Annotated in this window: 14 protein-coding genes; 2 read left to right on the plus strand and 12 right to left on the minus strand. The window is 73.3% G+C overall.

Annotation, left to right across the window (positions count from 1 at the left end; translation table 11 throughout):
* Window positions 1-91 precede the first annotated feature (91 nt).
* Window positions 92-1,783, minus strand: a complete 1,692-nt coding sequence (locus ACK8OX_RS09095) for a stimulus-sensing domain-containing protein (RefSeq protein ID WP_430663691.1) — start codon at window positions 1,781-1,783, stop codon at window positions 92-94.
* Between the two features lie 162 nt (window positions 1,784-1,945).
* On the opposite strand from ACK8OX_RS09095, the gene ACK8OX_RS09100 reads away from it, so the two are divergent.
* Window positions 1,946-3,565, plus strand: coding sequence for a long-chain-fatty-acid--CoA ligase (locus ACK8OX_RS09100; RefSeq protein ID WP_430663692.1), 1,620 nt, complete (start codon window positions 1,946-1,948; stop codon window positions 3,563-3,565).
* Between the two features lie 34 nt (window positions 3,566-3,599).
* Here ACK8OX_RS09100 and ACK8OX_RS09105 read toward each other — a convergent pair whose 3' ends face one another.
* From ACK8OX_RS09105 to ACK8OX_RS09120, 4 genes are all read right to left on the minus strand, one after another.
* The gene (locus tag ACK8OX_RS09105) at window positions 3,600-4,313 is read right to left on the minus strand and encodes a calcium-binding protein (protein ID WP_430663693.1); all 714 of its coding nucleotides are present in this window, start codon (window positions 4,311-4,313) and stop codon (window positions 3,600-3,602) included.
* Window positions 4,314-4,408: 95 nt separating this feature from the next.
* Window positions 4,409-5,242, minus strand: a complete 834-nt coding sequence (locus tag ACK8OX_RS09110; RefSeq protein WP_430663695.1) for an exodeoxyribonuclease III — start codon at window positions 5,240-5,242, stop codon at window positions 4,409-4,411.
* Between the two features lie 47 nt (window positions 5,243-5,289).
* Complete coding sequence (locus tag ACK8OX_RS09115; RefSeq protein ID WP_430663696.1) at window positions 5,290-5,976, minus strand: fumarylacetoacetate hydrolase family protein; 687 nt, start codon at window positions 5,974-5,976, stop codon at window positions 5,290-5,292.
* Between the two features lie 353 nt (window positions 5,977-6,329).
* Complete coding sequence (locus ACK8OX_RS09120) at window positions 6,330-7,139, minus strand: gamma-glutamyl-gamma-aminobutyrate hydrolase family protein (RefSeq protein WP_430663697.1); 810 nt, start codon at window positions 7,137-7,139, stop codon at window positions 6,330-6,332.
* Between the two features lie 129 nt (window positions 7,140-7,268).
* Between ACK8OX_RS09120 and ACK8OX_RS09125 the strand changes: the two genes are divergently transcribed.
* A complete protein-coding gene (locus ACK8OX_RS09125; RefSeq protein WP_430663698.1) occupies window positions 7,269-8,237 on the plus strand; it encodes a Bug family tripartite tricarboxylate transporter substrate binding protein in 969 nt (322 codons plus the stop codon).
* Between the two features lie 250 nt (window positions 8,238-8,487).
* On the opposite strand, the gene gyrB is transcribed toward ACK8OX_RS09125, so the two are convergent.
* The 7 genes from gyrB to ACK8OX_RS09160 all read right to left on the minus strand — a co-directional run bounded on the left by gyrB (window position 8,488) and on the right by ACK8OX_RS09160 (window position 18,849).
* Window positions 8,488-10,941 carry a DNA topoisomerase (ATP-hydrolyzing) subunit B gene (gene gyrB, locus ACK8OX_RS09130; protein WP_430663699.1) on the minus strand — a complete coding sequence of 818 codons (2,454 nt, stop codon included), beginning with the start codon at window positions 10,939-10,941 and terminating at the stop codon, window positions 8,488-8,490.
* A gap of 51 nt (window positions 10,942-10,992) precedes the next feature.
* Window positions 10,993-12,228 (minus strand): DNA replication/repair protein RecF, encoded by a 1,236-nt coding sequence (gene recF / locus ACK8OX_RS09135; RefSeq protein WP_430663700.1) that lies wholly within the window; start codon window positions 12,226-12,228, stop codon window positions 10,993-10,995.
* Between the two features lie 90 nt (window positions 12,229-12,318).
* Window positions 12,319-13,023, minus strand: a complete 705-nt coding sequence (locus ACK8OX_RS09140) for a DUF1194 domain-containing protein (protein WP_430663701.1) — start codon at window positions 13,021-13,023, stop codon at window positions 12,319-12,321.
* Window positions 13,024-13,726: 703 nt separating this feature from the next.
* The gene (gene dnaN / locus ACK8OX_RS09145; RefSeq protein ID WP_430663702.1) at window positions 13,727-14,854 is read right to left on the minus strand and encodes a DNA polymerase III subunit beta; all 1,128 of its coding nucleotides are present in this window, start codon (window positions 14,852-14,854) and stop codon (window positions 13,727-13,729) included.
* Window positions 14,855-15,014: 160 nt separating this feature from the next.
* Window positions 15,015-16,130: an NADH:flavin oxidoreductase/NADH oxidase gene (locus ACK8OX_RS09150; protein WP_430663703.1), complete on the minus strand. Its 1,116-nt coding sequence runs from the start codon at window positions 16,128-16,130 to the stop codon at window positions 15,015-15,017.
* Entirely contained in the window at window positions 16,127-16,936 is an 810-nt protein-coding gene (locus ACK8OX_RS09155) for a DUF2272 domain-containing protein (RefSeq protein WP_430663704.1), read from the minus strand. Before ACK8OX_RS09155 ends, ACK8OX_RS09150 begins: the two co-directional genes overlap by 4 nt.
* Window positions 16,933-18,849 carry a hypothetical protein gene (locus tag ACK8OX_RS09160; protein WP_430663705.1) on the minus strand — a complete coding sequence of 639 codons (1,917 nt, stop codon included), beginning with the start codon at window positions 18,847-18,849 and terminating at the stop codon, window positions 16,933-16,935. The genes ACK8OX_RS09155 and ACK8OX_RS09160 overlap by 4 nt, the downstream gene beginning before the upstream one ends.
* Window positions 18,850-18,882 lie beyond the last annotated feature (33 nt).

Here is an 18,882-nt window from a genome sequence, read left to right on the forward strand (position 1 = left end):
GGGGCGCGGGGGCGGGCGCCAAATGAACAGCGCGTGGGGCCGCGCGCGACCTTCAGGCCGCCGAGCCTTTCCGGTGATCCGATGGCGGCCGTCAGGCCGCGGGCAGGTGGACGATGAAGCGCGCGCCGGTGACGTTGCCGGCCGCGTCGCGCCGGTTCTCGGCGCTGATGCGCCCGCGCAGCCCCTGCACGATCTGGCGCGAGATCGACAGGCCGAGCCCGGAATGCTGCCCGAAGCGTTCGCCGTGCGGGCGTTCGGTGTAGAAGCGGTCGAAGATGCTCTCGAGCTTCGCATCCGGGATGCCCGGGCCCTCGTCCTCGACCACGAATTCCACCATCGCGCCGGCGGGGCGCGCGCGCACCGTCACCAGCCCGCCCGGCGGGCTGAATGACACGGCATTGCCGATCAGGTTGCGGAACACCTGCACCAGGCGGCCTTCCACGCCGCGCACCGTCAGGCCGCCGGCCGGCGCCTCGATCTCCACCACCGGGTCGCGCTCGCCGCGCGTGGCGGCGTGGAGTTCGCCGAGCGCGGCGAGGATGGGCGCCACGTCGACCGGCACCGCGACGGTGCGCGACAGCTCGGCATCGACCTTGGAACTGTCGGAGATGTCGGCGATCAGGCGGTCCATCCGCACCGCGTCGTCGCCGATGATCTGCAGCAGCCGCTGCCGCTTCTCCGGGTCCTCGATGCGGCGCAGCGTCTCGATCGCGCTGCGGACGGAGGTGAGCGGGTTGCGGAGTTCGTGCGCGACATCGGCGGCGAAGCGTTCGTTGGCGTCGATCCGCGCCCAGAGCGCGCGCGCCGCCGTCTGGAGGTCCCGCGCCAGCACCCCGATCTCGTCGTCGCGCTTCAGCAGCCCGGCCGGCACGCTGCCGCCGCGCCCCTCGCCTTCCCGCATCGCCGCGGCGGACTGCGCGAGCTGGAGGATCGGCGTCGCCAGCGTCCGTGCGAGGTAGAGCGACAGCAGCACGGTGAGCACGAGGGCGAGGGCGAAGAGCGCGAGGACGGAGACGCGGATCTCCAGCAGCCGCGCATCCACCTCCCGCGCCTCGCGCGTCAGCAGCACGATGCCGACGGAAGCGGCGCCGCGCCGCGCGGGCTCGGCCACCGAGACCAGCAGCCGGCCGTCGGCGGTGCGGCGGATATAGGGGCGCACCCCGCCCTCGAGCGCGAGGCGCAGCTCCTCCCGCCGGTCGGAGCCGGACTGGCCGGCGCCCGGCCCGCCGAATTCCGGCTGCCAGTCGAAGGACGGCGCATCGGGGTTCACGTCCACCACCACCTCGCCCCCCAGTTCGCGCGGCAGCAGGGCGAGGATGCGGTCATAGGCGCCGGCGATGGTGCCGGCGAAGGCGCCGCGCGGCTCCGGCGGGGGCAGCGGCTCGGTCACGATGGCGCCGCCCGGGCCTTCGCGGACGCGGCTGTCGGCCACCAGCAGGCCGGTGGTGTCGAACAGCCGCGCCTGGGTGTTGGGCGAGGGCTCGACCAGGCGGCGCAGCAGCGGGCGCGCGGCGTCGGGCACCAGGATGATGCGGTCGTCGCGCGGGCGCGTCGCGGCCTCGGCGATGGCGCCGGCATAGATGCGCGCCTGGGTGCGCAGCGCCGCCACCTCCGCCGCGAGCAGGCCGTTCTGGTACTGGTCGAGGTAGAGCAGCGCCGCCGCCAGCAGGGCGGGCGGCAGGGCGTTCAGCAGCAGGATGCGGCGCAGCAGCGGCGACAGCCAGCGGCGGCGCTTGGTGTCCTGGGTCAGCGGGGGCGGCGGGGAGCCGCCGGCATCGGGCATGGGGTCCGCTTGGGCCGTGGGGCGCCAGGGTAGCCCGCCGGGCCGGGGAGGGCCACCGCAGTTGCGCGCCCGCCGCGGCGGGGCAAACTAGGCCCCATGCATCCGCCGCGCCGCGCCGCGCGTCACGCAGGCGCCACCAGCGGCGGCAGGGGGGACACGACGATGCTCGGACTGATGCAGGACTGGCCGCTGCGCATCCACCGCCTGATCGACCATGCGGCGCGCCACCACGGGGCGCGGCGCGTCGCGAGCCGCAGCGTGGAAGGACCGTTCCACGCGACCGACTACCGCACCATCCGCGCCCGCGCGCTCCGCCTCGCGCAGCGCCTGGCGCGGGAAGGGGTGGCGCCGGGCGACCGCATCGCCACCATGGCCTGGAACACCTGGCGCCATGTCGAGGCGTGGTACGGCATCACCGGCGCGGGCGCCGTCTACCACACGCTGAACCCCCGCCTGTTCCCCGACCAGATCGCCTGGATCCTGAACCACGCGGAAAGCCGGATGATGCTGGCGGACCTGACCTTCGTGCCGTTGCTGGAGAAGCTGGCGCCGGCCCTGCCGCATGTCGCGCGCTACGTCATCCTGACCGACGCCGCGCACATGCCCGCCACCACCCTGCCCGGAGCGGTGGACTACGAATCCTGGCTGGCCGAGGCCGATGGAGACTTCGACTGGGTGGAGGTGGAGGAAGGCGCGGCCGCCGGGCTCTGCTACACCTCCGGCACGACGGGGGAGCCGAAGGGGGTGCTCTACTCCCACCGCTCCAACGTGCTGCACGCGATGGCGAGTTCCACGGCCGACATGTTCGGCCTGCGCGCGGTGGACCGGGTGATGCCGGTGGTGCCGATGTTCCACGCCAATGGCTGGTGCCTGCCCTTCTCCGCCGCGCTGACCGGCGCGGGGCTGGTGCTGCCGGGCGGGCGGCTCGACGGGCCGTCCCTGCATGAGCTGATGGAGCGGGAAGGCGTGACCTTCACCGCCGCGGTGCCGACCGTGTGGCTGGCGCTGCTGCAGCACCTGGAAGGCACCGGGGCGGAGCTGTCCACGCTGAAGCGCGTGGTGATCGGCGGCAGCGCCTGCCCGCGCGCCATCACGCGCGCCTTCGCGCAACGCGGCGTGCAGGTGATGCATGCCTGGGGCATGACCGAGACCTCGCCCATCGGCACCATCTGCGGCGTGAAGCCCGAGGTGGCGGGCCGCGACGAGGAGGGGATGCTGGACCTGCAGGAGAAGCAGGGATTCCCGCCCTTCACGGTGGACATGCGCATCGTCGGCGACGACGGCGCCGAGAAGCCGTGGGACGGGACGACCTTCGGCAACCTCCAGGTCCAGGGCCCGACGGTGACGCGCGGCTACTTCCGGCAGGACCGCGACGCGCTGACCCCGGATGGCTGGTTCGAGACGGGCGACGTCGCGACCATCGACGGGGATGGCTACATGCACATCACCGACCGCACCAAGGATGTCATCAAGTCCGGCGGCGAGTGGATCAGCTCCATCGAGCTCGAGAACCTCGCCGTCGGCCATCCGGACGTGGCGGAGGCCGCGGTGGTGGCCGCGCGCCATCCGCGATGGGACGAGCGGCCGCTGCTGGTGGTGGTGCCGAAGGCCGGGCGCAGCATCGACAAGCAGGCCCTGCTGGACCACATCGCGCCGCATGTCGCGAAGTGGTGGATGCCCGACGACGTGGTGGTGGTCGAGGAGATCCCGCACACCGCCACGGGCAAGATCCTGAAGACGAAGCTGCGCGAACGCTTCGCCGGGCATTTCGGCGCGGCCTGACCGGCGGCGCGCGGGCGCCGCCGGTGCCCGCGCGTCAGGCGAAGACGAAGTCGCCCTCGTCCAGCGCGGCGACGCCGGGCAGCCAGACCTCGCCCACCGTGCCGTCCGGGGCGGCGATGCGGACGGTGGTGCCCGCGCCGTCCGGGCGGCTCGTCCAGCTCACCGCCTCGGCCGCAATGCCTTCGAAGCGCAGCAGGTCCTCGTCCGCGGCGAAGTCCAGCACCACGTCGCGCCCCGCGCCGCGGCCCGCATCGAAGCCGAAGGCGGCCGGGGCGGAGGTGATGCCGAAGACGAAGACATCCGCATCCTCGCCGCCGATCAGCCGGTCGGCGCCGAGCCCGCCGCGCAGCGTGTCCGCGCCCGCCCCGCCCACCAGGCGGTCATTGCCCCAATCCCCCATCAGCCGGTCGTCGCCGAGCCCGCCGAGCAGGATGTCGTCGCCGCCCGCGCCGGAGATCACGTCGTCCCCCGCGCCGCCATCCAGCCGGTCCGCCAGGTCGTCGCGGGCGTAGAAGGCGCCGCTTGCGCCCGGGGCCTGGGTGGTGCCGCTGCCGAACAGCGTGTCGTTCCCCGCCCCGCCCAGCACCGTGTCGGAACCATAGCCGGCAAAGACCAGGTCGTCCCCGCCGCCGGCCAGGACCAGGTTGCCCGGCCCCGGGCGCGTATCGGCCGGATCGCCGAGGATCAGCTCGGCCGCGGCGCTGCCCCGCAGGGTGTCGCCGCTGTCGGTGCCGGTGAGCGTATCCATGATCCATCTCCGTTGAAGATGGATTGCATACTATCTACCCATGGTCGCGCTGCCGCCTCACGAGGACAGGAGCGCGGCTCAACTGACCGGGAGGGTTACGGGGCCAGTTCGATCAGCACGGGAACATGGTCCGAGCATTTCTGCCAGTCCCGTGCGTCCTTCAGCACCGCATGGCGCCGCAGGCCGCCGGCGAGATCGGGCGAGACCCAGATGTGGTCGAGCCGCCGCCCGCGGTCCGAGGCGCGCCAGTCCGCCGCCCTGTAGGACCACCAAGTGTAGAGCTTCTGGTCCTGCGGCACGAAGTGGCGCAGCGCGTCGTGCCATTCGCCTGCCCGCTGCATCGCGCCGAGCGCCTCGACCTCGACCGGGGTGTGGGAGACGACGTCGAGCATCTGGCGGTGGGACCAGACGTCATGCTCCAGCGGCGCGATGTTGAGGTCGCCGACCAGCACCGCGCGCCGGAACCCGCCCGCCGCCTGGCGCTTCGCGGACCAGGCGGTTGCTTCCGCCACGAAGTCCAGCTTGTGGGCGAATTTCGGGTTGGCCGCACGGTCCGGCACGTCGCCGCCGGCGGGGATGTAGAAGTCGTGCAGTTCCAGCGGGCCGCCCGGCGCGTCGAGATCGACGGCGATGTGCCGGCAATCCCCCTTGCCGCACCAGTCCGGCTCCCGGCTGGCGCGGAGCGCGAAGGGCAGCTTCGACAGGATCGCGACGCCGTTGTAGCCCTTCATGCCGCGGATGGCGCGATGGGCGAAGCCGAGCGCGTCCGCGCCCTCATGCGGGAAGTGCTCGTCAGGGCACTTCGTCTCCTGCAGGCAGATCACGTCGGGGTCGAGCGCCGCGACGAGATCCGCGAGGAGGGGCAGCCGCAGGCGGACGGAATTGATGTTCCAGGTGACGATGCGCAGCGGGCGCCGGCCCTGGACCATCGCAGGGGCGGCCGGTGCCGCCCCATTCCTGCCTGCGGCCATCGCGCTCAGACGATCCGGGTGCGGACTTCGCCGACACCCTCGACCATCCCTTCCAGCAGGTCGCCCTTCACCACCGCGGCGACGCCTTCCGGCGTGCCGGTCATGATGAGGTCGCCCGGCTCCAGCCGCACCAGGCCGGACAGGTTGGCGATCACCTCGGGCACCGACCAGATCAGCTTGGAGAGGTCGGAGGTCTGGGTGACCTTGCCGTTCACCTTCAGCTCGATCTTTCCCTTCGACCCGTCGAAGGACCCGCCCGCGCGGACCAGCAGGCCCATCGGCGCGGAATGGTCGAAGCCCTTGCCCATGTCCCAGGGGCGGCCGGTCTTCTTCGCCTCGTTCTGCAGGTCGCGCCGCGTCATGTCGAGGCCGCAGCACCAGCCCCAGACATGCTTCAGCGCATCCGCCTGGGCGATGTTGGTGCCGCCCGTGCCGATGGCGACGACCAGTTCCATCTCGTGGTGGAGCGACTTCGTCGCGGCCGGATAGGGCATGTCGGCGCCGTCGATCACCACCGCATCGGCCGGCTTCGCGAAGTAGAAGGGCGGCTCGCGTGTCGGGTCGGAGCCCATCTCGATCGCATGTTCCGCATAGTTGCGGCCGACGCAGTAGATGCGCCGCACCGGGAACCTGCCGCCGCCCTGGACGGACAGGTAGGGCACCGCGGGCGGCGGAAGGACGAAGTCGGACATGCGGACGGTTTCCCCTGGATCTGGAGTCCCGCCGTCATAGCGGGTGGCGCCGCCTGCGCAAGATCGTGGGGGGCGGGTTTCGATCCACCGGCGTGGACGCGAAAGAAAAGCGCCCGGTCAGGGGGGTGACCGGGCGCCATTTTTTTACTTCCGATCGGAATGGTCGGGCGAGCCGGCAGGGGAACCGGTTCACCGCCGGCAAGTCGGCCGGCAAGCGCAGAGTAGCGTGTCCACAGCGGGCCATGCAAAAGGCGAATGCATGATGCGGCCCCGGAATCGCCTTCACAGCCCCGGTTTCGCGAGATCTTGACCACGAAGACGCTGGTCCGTTGCCGTCTTGTCACGCCCGCGTGTCAGGCGGCGGCGCGCGCGGTCCCTTCCGCAGGGGGGCGGCGCCCCTCGGCCCAGGCGGCGGCGGCGGCACCGAAGGCCTCGAAGATGGCGCGGCTGAAGGGATCGCTCTCCCAGTCGTATTCCGGGTGCCACTGGACGCCGAGCGCGAAGCCCGGCGCATCGGCGACCCGCACCGCCTCGATCGTGCCGTCGGGCGCCCAGGCTTCCGCGATCAGGCGCGGGGCGAGGCGCGCGATGCCCTGGTTGTGCAGGGAATTCACCGGCACCGCCTCGTGCCGGAAGCGCAGCCCGGCAGCGGCCCAGATGCGGGCCAGCTGGGCGTCCGGCGCGATCCGCACGGGATGCGCCTTGCCCGTCCGCACCCGCGGCAGCTTCTGGTCCGACGGGGTCGAATGGTCGAGCCGGCCCGGAAGGTCCTGGATGCGCTGGTCGAGCGACCCGCCGAGCGCGACGTTCAGTTCCTGGAAGCCGCGGCAGATCGCCAGCACCGGCAGGCCGGCGGCGATGGCGGCGCGGATCAGCGGCAGGGTGGTGGAATCGCGCTGCGGGTCCTCGGGCGTGCCCTCGGCATGGGCGGGGCCTTCGTAGTGGTCGGGATGCACGTTGGACCGGCTGCCAGTCAGCAGCAGCCCGTCGAGCCGCGGCAGGATCTGCGGCACCAGCGCCTCGCCCGCCGCGGGCAGCAGCACCGGCACGCCGCCCACGGGACCGAGGGAGACCCGGACATAGCTGTCCGACGCCGCGTGGTTCGGGGTGGCGAAGATGCCGAACCCCTTCACGCAGCAGGAGATACCGACCATCGCGCGCATGGCTGCAAATCTCATGCAGCGATGTGGCAGGATCAAGACACTGTTTCGCCCCGTGCGGCGCGGCGGGCGCATGGCTGGCGCCGCATCCGCGCGCGTCACACAATGTCATCGCTGGGAGAGGAGGCACGCATGCCGGGACGTCGCGAGGTTCTGACGGGGATCGGTCTGGCCGCGCTCGGGGGCGCGGGCGCGCGGGCGCAGGGGGCCTGGCCGGACCGGCCGATCCGCTGGATCGTGGGCTATCCGCCGGGCGGCGCATCGGACACCTTCGCGCGGCTGATCGCGGGGCAGATGGGCCCGCGGCTCGGCCAGAACGTGGTGGTCGAGAACCGGCCGGGCGGCGGCGCGGTGGTCGCGTCCGAGATGGTCGCGCGGGCGCCGGCCGACGGCTACACCTGGATGCATGTCGACAACGGCATCCTGACCTACAACCCCGCGCTCTACAGCCGCCTTCCCTATGACGCGGACCGGGACTTCGCGGGCATCGGCTTCATCGGCCTGTTCCCGCTCTATGTCGTGGTGCGCCCCGATGCGCCCTGGCAGGACCTGGCCGGGCTGATCGCCGCGTCGCGCGTGCGCGCGCCCACCTATGGCACGCCCGCCGTCGCCTCGCCGCACCACCTCGCGATGGAGCTGCTGAAGCGCCGCAGCGGGCTGGCGGCGGAACACGTGCCCTATCGCGGCGGCCCGGCGGCGATGCAGGACCTGCTGGCGGGCAACGTGGACGTGGTGGTGATCGACACCGCGACCGGCACGCCCTTCATCCGCGACGGCCGCGTGCGCACCCTCGTCGCGCTGACCGAACAGCGCACCCGCCTGGCCCCCGCCGTGCCCACGGCGCGGGAGCTGGGGCACGACGCGGTCGCCTATGGCTGGCAGGGGATGAGCGTGCCGGCCGGCACCCCCGCCCCGGTGGTCCAGCGCCTGTCGGAGGAGATGATCCGGGCGATGCAGTCCGACGCGATCGCGCCGCGGCTGCGCGACCTCGACATCGACTACCGCCCCTGGTCGCCGGCGGAATTCCAGGCCTTCGTCGGGCGGGAGAACACGCTGTGGCGCCCGCTGATCCGCGACCTCGGCATCCGCCTCGACACCTGATCGCGCAGGCGGCCGGGCCGTTCGGCGGGCCCGGCGCCGGCCGGCCCGCGCCGGGCCGGCCACCTGCCGCGCCGCGGCCTGCCGCCGGGCATCATACTGACCGGCGTGAATGCTGACACATTCACGCCCCTCAGACGCCGGGCGGGCCGCATCCGCGTCCCCCGGCTTCGCCGCAGATGCGGCGGCCGCCATCCGGCGGCTCGGCGGGCGTCGCCCGCCGCCATCGGATCACCTTCAACGCCGGCCGGTATCACACGTCGAGGTTGGCCACCTTCAGCGCGTTGCCGACGATGAAGTCGCGGCGGGGTTCCACCACGTCGCCCATCAGGGTCGAGAAGACCTGCTCGGCATCCTCCACATCCTCGACGCGGACGCGCAGCAGGGTGCGGACCGCCGGGTCGAGGGTGGTCTTCCACAGCTGTTCGGGGTTCATCTCGCCCAGTCCCTTGAAGCGCTGGATGGTCAGGCCCTTGCGGCCCTGGGCGATGATGCGGTCGAAGGCCAGCAGCGGGCCGGCCTGCCGCGTCTCCGCCGCCTCGAAGCCGAGCATGGCGGCCCCCGCGCCGTAGTCGCGCGCGAAACCCTCCCGCCGCTCGTCGAGCCAGCGGGCCTCCGCGCTCTTCAACGCGGCGGGGTCGAGGGCGTGGCGCTCCGTCACGCCGCGCACCGTGCGGAACAGGGCGAGGCCGGTGGCATCAGAAGTGGCCTTCCAGCCGCGCTCGTTCTCCGGCGCCAGCGCGTCGAGCCGCTGCGCCAGGACCGCCGCACCCGCCAGCGCGCGTTCGGGGTCGAGCGTCAGCGCGCCGGCGACGGCCGCCTGTTCCACGATGCCGGCCGGCACCTGGCTGGCCAGGCGGCGGATGCGCGCGGCCACCTGGCGCAGGCGCTCCGCCTCCTCGGCCAGTTCGGGCCCGCGCAGTTCCCGCCCGTCCTCGAAGCGCAGCCGCGCGCCGGCCAGCGCCTTCTCGAGCAGGAAGTCCTCCAGCGCGCGGTCATCCTTCAGGTAGCGCTCGTCATGGCCGCGCTTGGCGCGGTAGAGCGGCGGCTGCGCGATGAACAGGTGCCCGCGCTCGATCAGGGCGGGCATCTGGCGGAAGAAGAAGGTCAGCAGCAGCGTGCGGATATGGCTGCCGTCCACGTCGGCGTCGGTCATGATGACGATGCGGTGGTAGCGCAGCTTGTCGGCGGAGAAGCCGCCCTTCTCCACGGGTCCCGTGCCGATGCCGGTGCCGAGCGCGGTGATGAGCGTGCCGATCTCGGCGGAGGACAGCATCTTGTCCATCCGCGCGCGCTCCACGTTCAGGATCTTGCCCTTCAGCGGCAGGATCGCCTGGAAGCGCCGGTCGCGCCCCTGCTTGGCGGAGCCGCCGGCGCTGTCGCCCTCGACGATGAAGAGCTCGGACTTCGCCGGATCCTTCTCCTGGCAGTCGGCCAGCTTGCCGGGCAGGGTCGATACGTCGAGCGCGCCCGGGCGCACGACAAGGACGCGCGCGCGCTCGGCCGCCTTGCGGGCGGTGGCGGCGAGAACGACCTGCGCGATGACCTGCTTGGCTTCGGTCGGATGCGTCTCGAACCAGTGGGACAGCGCGTCGGCGACGGCGACATGCACCACCGGCTGCACTTCGGAACTGACGAGCTTGTCCTTGGTCTGGGAGGAGAATTTCGGGTCCGGCACCTTCACCGAGAGAACGACTGTCAGTCCCTCGCGGATGTCCTCGCCGACCAGCTCCACCTTCTCCTTCTTCGCCATGTCCTCGGCATACTTGGCCACCACGCGCGTCAGCGCCTGGCGGAAGCCGGCCTGGTGGGTGCCGCCGTCGCGCTGGGGGATGTTGTTGGTGAAGCACAGCGCCACTTCGTGCTGGCTGTTGTTCCACCACATCGCGAGTTCCACGCGGATGCCGTCGCTGTCCTTGCTGACCAGCGAGATGGGCGGCTTGAAGATCGGCTGCTTGGACCGGTCGAGCCATTCGACGAAGGCGACGAGCCCGCCCTTGAAGCAGAATTCCGTCTGCTGCGCCGGGACGTGGCGGTCGTCCTTCAGCGTGATGGCGAGCCCGCTGTTGAGGAAGGCGAGTTCACGCAGCCGCCGCTCCAGCACCGCGAAGTCGTATTCGACCTTGGTGAAGGTGCCGGAGGACGGCTTGAAGGTCACCTCCGTCCCGTTCGCGTGGCCCGACGGGCCGACCACCTTCAGCGGCTGGACGGTGTCGCCATGCTCGAAGCGGATGAAGTGCTCCGTCCCGTCGCGCCAGATGCGGACTTCCATCCATTCCGACAGGGCGTTGACCACCGCGGCGCCCACGCCGTGCAGGCCGCCCGAGACCTTGTAGGAATTCTGGTTGAACTTGCCGCCGGCATGCAGGCGGGTCAGCACCACCTCGGCCGCGCTGACGCCTTCCTCCGGGTGGATGTCCACCGGGATGCCGCGCCCGTCATCGGTGACGGTGACGGAACCGTCGCCGTTCAGCACCACGTCGCAGCGCGTGGCGAAGCCGGCCTGCGCCTCGTCCACCGCGTTGTCGATGATCTCGAACGCCATGTGGTGCAGGCCGGAGCCGTCATCGGTGTCGCCGATATACATGCCCGGCCGCTTGCGCACGGCTTCGAGGCCCCGCAGCACGGTGATGGAGGCGCTGTCATAGGCCTCCGCCCCGTCATGGGCGGGAAGGGGCGGGGTGGCGCGCGCGGCGGCGTCGGACATGCCGGCGGAAGCTCCTGAAGGTGCGGCTGGATGCCAAGAGTATATAGTGACTCAGGCGGGATTGGACACGCGGAAATCGGGCATCGGAACGAGCCCCTGCGGGGTCGCCCGGAAACCCTCCGCCGTGCCGCGCAGGGGGGCGAAGATATCCGCTTCGGTGCCGGTCAGGAACACCTGCGCCGGCAGCCCCGCCAGCGCGGCGTAGAGCGCCACCCGCCGGGCCTGGTCCAGATGCGCCGCCACCTCGTCCAGCAGCAGCAGCGGCGCGAAGCCCCGCGCGGCGCCGATGAGGGCGGCATGCGCCAGCACGACGGAGACGAGCAGCGCCTTCTGCTCCCCGGTCGAGCACAGTTCCGCCGGAAGCGCCTTCGGCAGGTGCGTCATGGCGAGGTCGGTGCGGTGCGCGCCGAGCGCCGCCCCGCCGGCGGCGGCATCCCGCCCCCGGTTCGCCGCAAGCTCCCCCCGCAGCCAGTCCTCCACGGCCAGCGCGGGGGAGGCTTCGAGCGCGGCGGCGACCGGGTCCGAGAGGTCGAGCCGGGCGGCGGGGAAGGCACCGGTGGCGGCGCCCCCCTCCAGCACCGCGTTCAGGCGTGAGACGAGCGCGCGGCGGGCGGCGACGGCGGCCACCGAATGCCGCGCCATCGAATCCTCCAGCGCCGCCAGCCAGCGGGCATCCCGCCGGCCCTCGGCCAGCAGGCGGTTGCGGCCGGCCATGGCGGTGTCATGCGCCGCCACCTCCCGCGCATGGCCCGGCTCCAGCGCCCAGACCAGGCGGTCGAGGAAGCGGCGGCGGCCGGAGGCGCCTTCCTGGAACAGCCGGTCCATCTGCGGGGTCAGCCAGACGGCCGCGGCGTGGTCCGCGAGGTCGGCGGCCGACCGCACCGGTTCCCCGTCGAGACGCCACCGGCGGCGGGCATCCGGCCCCTCCTCCCCCGCGGTGCCGGTGCCGATCTCGGCGCCGCCATGCGGGCCCTCGAAGCGGCCCCAGGCGGCCCAGGGCTGCGCGCCGGCGGCGGTGCGGCGGCCGATCTCGGATGCGCGCGCCCCCCGCAGGCCCCGCCCGGGGCCGAGCAGGCTGATCGCCTCCAGCAGGTTGGTCTTGCCCACGCCGTTCTCCCCGGCGATGGCCACGATCCGCCCCGCGAAGCGCCCGTCGAAGGCGGCGTAGGAGCGGAAGTCGGTCAGGCGGAGATGCGTCAGGCGCAGTGGCGGGGCGGGGGTCAGGGCAGCTTGTCCGGGCCGGTCGGCGCCACGCCATGCAGCGCCGCCGGCGCGGCGGCAAGCCATGGGACACGGGCATCGCCGCGGCGCCCCCCGAAGCTGGGCGAACGAAGACGGAACGTCAAGCCGCGGCGGGCCGGCCCGGCGGTGCCGCCCTCAACCCGTCGCGGTGTCGCCGCCGCGCCAGGCGATCTCCATCACCAGCTTGCGCCGGATCGCCATGTGGAAGGCGTCGAAGCCCTCGGCGGGCAGCGCGAAGGCGCCGGGGCCGCCGATCACCAGGTCGCGGTAATGCGCCTCCAGCGGGGGCGCGTCGGCGCCGGTGGAGGCGAGGTGCCGCGACGGGCCGCGCAGGATGGGCAGGCCGTTGATGGTGATCCCCTCCCCCACCGCCAGGTCGCGCTGGGCCTGCACCGGCTCGCCGTTGTTGTTCTCGCCGTCGCCGGAGATGTCGACCACCCGCCGTTCCGCCGCGAAGGGCGCGTCCCGCATCAGGCGGCGCGACGCGGCGATCGCGCCGGAGATGGAGGTCCAGCTGCCGACGCGCTGTGGCGCCGCGGCAAGGGCGGCCGCGAAGTCCTGCGCGTCCTCGGCCCCCGCGATCCGCGTCCAGGGCACCAGCACGCGCTGGTCCTCGGTGCCGGACCATTCGAGGTAGAGCATCGCGACCGCGCCGCAGGGGCCGGAGCGGATGGCGCCCAGCACGTCGCCGTCGCGCAGGGCGGCGACATAGCCTTCGCGCTGCATCCGCAGGTCGGCCGGCTGCATGGAATGGGAGATGTCGGCCGCGAGGATCAGCAGCAGGTCCACCTCGTCCGTCGAGGCGGCGGCCTGCGCGCGAGGCGCGCGATGGGCGAGCATGAGCCCGCATCCTGCACCGAGCAGGGCCCGTCGTCGCATTGGTTGTGTTCTCCCAGCGAGTCAGGTCCCGTTCATGGACCTGAACCCCCGGAAGCCGCGCGGGTTCACCGCGCTGTCGTGACGAACCTCCGCCCGCCGCGGAATCGCGGCAGCGTCACACCCGCATGGGCATCAGGACGTATAGGGCCTCGGGCTTCGCGCTGTCGGTCACGATCGTGGGGGCGGAACCATCCACTTCTGCCGCCCGACTCGTAGGTAGAAGTGGCTCTGTCTTGCGACAGAGCCACTCCCAATTATCTCCAGCTAGTCTGCTCGTGACGGCTCGGCGACGATCCAAACCACCATTGGCCAACCGCGCAAGCCGTAGTCATGTGCCTTCAGCACGCGACCACGTTGGGTTGTCCGTGTGGCTCGGAAAATCAGACCGAACCCTGGGAGCAGCTGCTGACGGGGCGATTTGCCCATACCAACCTCCGGGAGTCGTCCCCACCACAAGTGGCTTGACGGTGACTCGCAGACCGTTAGTGTCCGCGTGCTGTTTATAGCCAGCCGCTCACGCCACACTCCGCGCAACCGGGGACCTTGGTTGAGCGGCATCCTTGGGCGGTGCAGGGGGAATCGCCTGCACCGCTCTTTTTTCCTATATACTACGTCGCGACAGTACTCCTGTTTTGAGTAACAGCTTGCGACGTATGGGGCGGCATCAAACTCGCATAGGCATCAGGACGTACAGAGCTTCCGGCTTCGCGCTGTCGGTCACGATCGTGGGGGCGGAACCATCCGCGAAGCGGAATTCCACCTGGTCCACGATCTGGTCGGTGATGTCGTTCAGGTAGCGCGCCTGGAAGCCGATCTCGAGCGGGCCGGAATCGTAGCTGACCACCTCGCCGTCCAGCTCCTCCTGCGCCTGGCCGAGCTCGGCGCTCGCCGCGCTCAGCAGCAGGTGGTTGCGGTCCACCGACAGCTTCACCGGCCGCGACCGTTCGGAGCTGATGCCCGCGACGCGGGCCACCGCCTCGGCGAAGTCCTTCTTCTGGACCTTCAGCACCTTGTCGTTGCCGCGCGGGATCACGCGCTCATACTCCGGGAAGGTGCCGTCGATCAGCTTCGAGGTCAGCTGCACGGGGCCGAGGGTGAAGCGGATCTTGGTGTCGGACAGCGCGACCGCGATCTCGTCCTGCACTTCCTCGGCCAGCTTGCGCAGCTCGTTGATGGTCTTGCGCGGGATGATGACGCCGGGCATCCCGGACGCGCCTTCGGGCAGCGGCTCCTCGACGCGGGCAAGGCGGTGGCCGTCGGTGGCGACCGCGCGCAGCACCTTCGCGCCGCCGGCTTCCGCCGCGTGGATGTAGATGCCGTTGAGGTAGTAGCGCGTCTCCTCGGTGGAGATGGCGAAGCGCGTGCGGTCGATCAGTTCCCGCAGCTGGCCGGCGGGAAGCGCGAAGCGGTTGGGCAGCTTGCCCTCGGTCATGGAGGGGAAGTCCTCCACCGGCAGCACGGCGAGCTTGGCGTCGAAGCGGCCGGCGCGCAGCGTCAGCTGGGCGTCGCCGCCGGGGTGGTCCAGCTCGATCTTCGCGCTGTCGGGCAGCTTGCGCACGATCTCGTAGAGCGTCGCGGCCGGCGCGGTGGTGCGGCCGCCGCGCGCGACGGTGACGCCGGGCACCTCCTCCACCACCGCGATCTCCATGTCGGTGGCGGTGAGCTTCAGGCCGCCTTCCCGCGCCTCGAGCAGGACATTCGCCAGGATGGGGATGGTGTTCCGCCGCTCCACCACGCTCTGCACATGCGCGAGCGCCTTCAGAAGCACGGCCCTGTCCACGGTGAACTTCATGGCGCGCGATGTCCCGACGTGTTGGGGCGGTCCGCGCCGGCTCGCGCCGGCCCGGGCCGCCGCTGGCCCCGTTCCCCGCCTTCGCGGGTCGATCCTTCTAGCAGGCCGGAGTCGCGGTTTGAAGGCGGCGGCCCGAAGGAATTCGGGCCGCCCGCCCGTGCTACAGCGCGGGCATCGGCGCGCCGGTCTCGACCCGCATCCCCATCCGCGCGATGCCGCCCCAGCCGCGGTCATATTGCGGCGGGGTGCGGACCGCATCGGCCCGGCCCAGCGCCGCCGCGGCGCGCACCGGCCAGTAGGGGTCGCGCAGCACGGCGCGGGCCAGCAGCACCATGTCGGCCCGGCCCCCGGCGACGATCGCGTCGGCCTGGTCGGGCTCGGTGATCAGGCCGACGGCGGCCACCGCGACGCCCGCGCCCCGCTTCACCGCCTCCGCCCCCGGCACCTGGTAGCCCGGCGCCAGGGTGATCTTCTGCAGCTTCGGGTCGATCCCGCCCGAGGAGACGTCGACGATGTCGATCCCCGCCGCCGCGGCGCGGCGCGACAGCTCCACCGTCTCCTCCGTCGTCCAGCCGCCCTCCGCCCAGTCGGTGTGGGACACGCGCAGCGACAGCGGCATCGCGTCCGGCACCGCCGCGCGCACCGCGCGCACCACCTCGAGCGGCAGCCGCGCCCGGCCCTCGAAATCGCCGCCCCAGCGGTCGTTGCGGCGGTTCGACAGCGGCGAGAGGAACTGGTGCAGCAGGTAGCCATGCGCGGCGTGCAGCTCCACCAGCGCGTAGCCCGCCGCGACGGCGCGGCGCGCGCAGGCGGCGAACAGGCCGGGGATCGCCTCGACCTCGTCGGCCGCCATGGCGCGCGGCGCGGCGAAGCCCGACATCGCGATGTCGGAGGCCGAGCGCGTTTCCCAGCCAGGATCGGCCGGGCCGTCGAACCAGGCCGGCAGGCGCGAGCCCTTGCGCCCGGCATGGCCGATCTGGATCGCCGGCACCGCGCCCGCATGGGCGATGGCGGCGGCCAGCCGCGCATGCGGCGCGACCTGCCCATCCTCCCACAGGCCGAGGTCGCCGGGCGTGATGCGGCCCTCGTCGGTCACGGCGGTGGCCTCCACCATCACCATCCCCGCGCCACCGACCGCGCGCTGCAGCAGATGGGCCAGGTGCCAGTCGGTCGGCTTCCCGTCGTCGCCGGCGCAGTACATGCACATCGGCGACACGCCGATGCGGTTGGCCAGCGTGACCCCGCGCAGCGTCAGGGGCGAGAACAGGTCGGTCATCGGGCACTCCAGGGCGGAAGCCGGCCGAGCCGGCTTTCCATGATGAGAAGGGTGGGCGCGAAGCCCGGCGGCGGCGGCAGCAGCCGCCCGTCGGGCCCGGCGGGGAAGCGCGTCATCGCCACGGCGTCGGCCACGTTGCCGCCCACCGCCTCCACCGCGCCGGGGGGCGTGGCCAGGACGATGTCGCAATGCATCGGGCGGATCGCGCCGGTCTCGGCCAGGCGGTCCGTCCAGTGGCGAAGGGGCGCGCGGCTGCGGTCGAAGCAGAGCAGGTCGCCCGGCCGCGGCGCGTGTTCCTCCGGCGCGCGGGGGATGAAGGGCGCGGTGGCGGGGAAGCGGCGCGCATCGGCGATCAGCGCGTCGAGGTAGAGCGCATGGGTCGCGTTGGGCGGGAATTCCCGCGCATCCACCCCGGCGCTGCGGAACACCCAGGAGACGAAGGCGGCCGACCAGTAGGGCGTGGCCCAGAGGCCCGCCGCCCCGCCGCCCGCCAGCGCCGCGGCATAGCGGCGGCGGTTGTCCGGGATCGCGCCGAAATCCACCGGCACCGCCGTCCAGTAGGCGAGGACGCGGGGGAAGTTGGCCGGGTCGGATTCCAGGCCGGCCGGGGGCCCGGGCGCATGGGCCTCCCGCGTGACGGCGCCCCAGTCGCGCCATTCGGCCAGCGCGATGCGCAGCACGCGCTCCGCCGCGGCAGGGGGGTAGGGCAGCGGGGGATCGGCCTGCGGCGCCACCGGCGCGGCGCAGGCGGAGAGAAGGGCGGCCAGCGCGCCGAGGCCCGCCGCCCGGATGCCCCCCACCCTCACGCCCCGCTGGCGGCGGGGGCGGGGAAGGGCAGCGCCATCGTCACCGCTTCCGGGCACATCAGCGCCAGCGTCGCCGCCGACTGCGCCACCGCCCCCGCCGCCCCGCCGAGCGGCGAGGGCGCGACCTCCAGCACCATGCCGCGCGCCCGCACCAGCGGCCGCAGCAGGGCGACGCCCTGCCGGTGCAACTCCTCGGCCCGCGCGGCGGCGTCGGGCGACAGCGCCGGCGCGCCCGCCGCCGCGGCCAGCGCCACCGCGCCCGCGGCGCGCGTCGCCAGCGCCACGCCTTCCGCATGGTCGTCGATCGGCGCGGGCGGCGCGCCGGCCAGCGCGATGCCGTCCAGCGTCACGGTCCGCCCGCCGGCGAGCGAGGCGACCGGCCCCGGCCGGATGGCGCCGAGCGCGGCCTCGACCACCGGGCCGAAGCGCCGGGCATCCAGCAGCGCGCCGGCCCGCGCCAGGGCCAGCAGCGCCAGCGCATGCGGCACCAGCCGCGGCTCCCGCCCCTCCGCCTCGCGGAAGGCGCCGAGTTCGGTCTGCAGCGCCGCCAGCCGGGCGGCGAAGGCCGGCACCAGCGCGGCGCCGGCGCCGCCCGCCCGCGCCCAGGCCTCCGCCGCCATGATCGCATGGGCGAGCGCCGCCGCATCCGCCCCCGCCGCCTCCACCGCCCGCAGCCGCCGCTCAAGCCAGGCGGCGAGGTCGGCGCGGCGGTCCTCCGGCAGCGGGTCGGCATGGCCTCCGGCGGCGTCGTGCAGCAGCGCGGTCGCCACCGCGGTCAGCGCCGCCGGCTCCGGCGGCGCCGGTTCGAGGTCGAGCCCCGCGAGCCCGCCCGCCGTCATCCCCGCCGCCGCCGCTTCCGGCCCCGTGCCGGCCGCGAGCAGCCGGTCCTCCCGCACCACCAGCTCGCCCCCCGCGGGCAGGTCCACCGGGCCGTGGCGCAGCACCAGCCAATGCGCCAGCCCGCCGCTGCGCGAGACGACCTTCGCGCCCATCACCCGCGCCGGCTCCGCCGGGCGGAGATGCAGCGTCGGCGCGCCGGCCGGCCACCCCGCCTGGCCGAGCGAGAGCTGGGCCAACGCCGCGCCCTCGGTCCAGGCGAGCAGGCCGGGCTGCGGCGTCGGCCGCGCCGGCTTCCACGCGCCGCCGAGCAGCAGGCTCGCCTCGGCCAGTTCCAGCCCGGGCATGTCCATCCCGTCGAGCGCCGTCGTCAGCCGCAGGCGCGACAGGGCGTGGGCCGCACGGAAGGTGACCGTCAGGCGCAGCACCGGCGTGTCGGGCGCGATCGCGTAGCGGTAGGTGACGGTGCCCGCCTCCACCTCGCGCGGGGCCAGCCAGCCGGCGCGGCCGCGCAGCGTGCTGGTATGGCTCAGCACCACGCCGTCGCCGTCGCGCTCCAGCGCGAAGCCGGTGACGGCCTCCTCCACGTCGAGGCAGACGCGGTGCCGGCCGATGCGGAACTCCACCATGTTGCCGCTGTGGATCGCGGGGTGGCGGGGCGCGCCGGCGGACAGGCCCGCGGGGCCGCGCAGCTGCTGCTTCACCATCCCCGCGCCGAGGTCGCCGCTGAAGCGGTGGAAGGGGGTCACCACCTCGAAGTCGCGCGGATCGGCGCGCGTCACCTCGATGCCGCCGGCCGCCGCCGCGCGGCAGGGCACCGGCGCGTCCTGCATCGCGCGCACGAAGTCGAGCACGCCGTCGGCGAGGGCCGGGGCCCCGGCGCGGACCTCCGGCTGGAGCAGCAGCTCCGCCGCGCGGGCATTGGCGGCGGCGGCGCAGAGCCCGCCGCCCTCGCTCCCCTCACCTTCCGCCAGCGCCGGCAGGCGGCGGCCGCCGACCCGCACCTCGCGGAGCAGCGGGCCGGCCAGCAGCCTCACCAGGCGGTCACGGTCGGCGGCTTGGAGGAGGTTTCGCATGGCGGCGCTGGTATAGGGCGGCCGGCGGCCGGG

The organism is Falsiroseomonas sp. CW058 (assembly GCF_050563535.1).
Taxonomy (GTDB): Bacteria; Pseudomonadota; Alphaproteobacteria; order Acetobacterales; family Acetobacteraceae; genus Falsiroseomonas.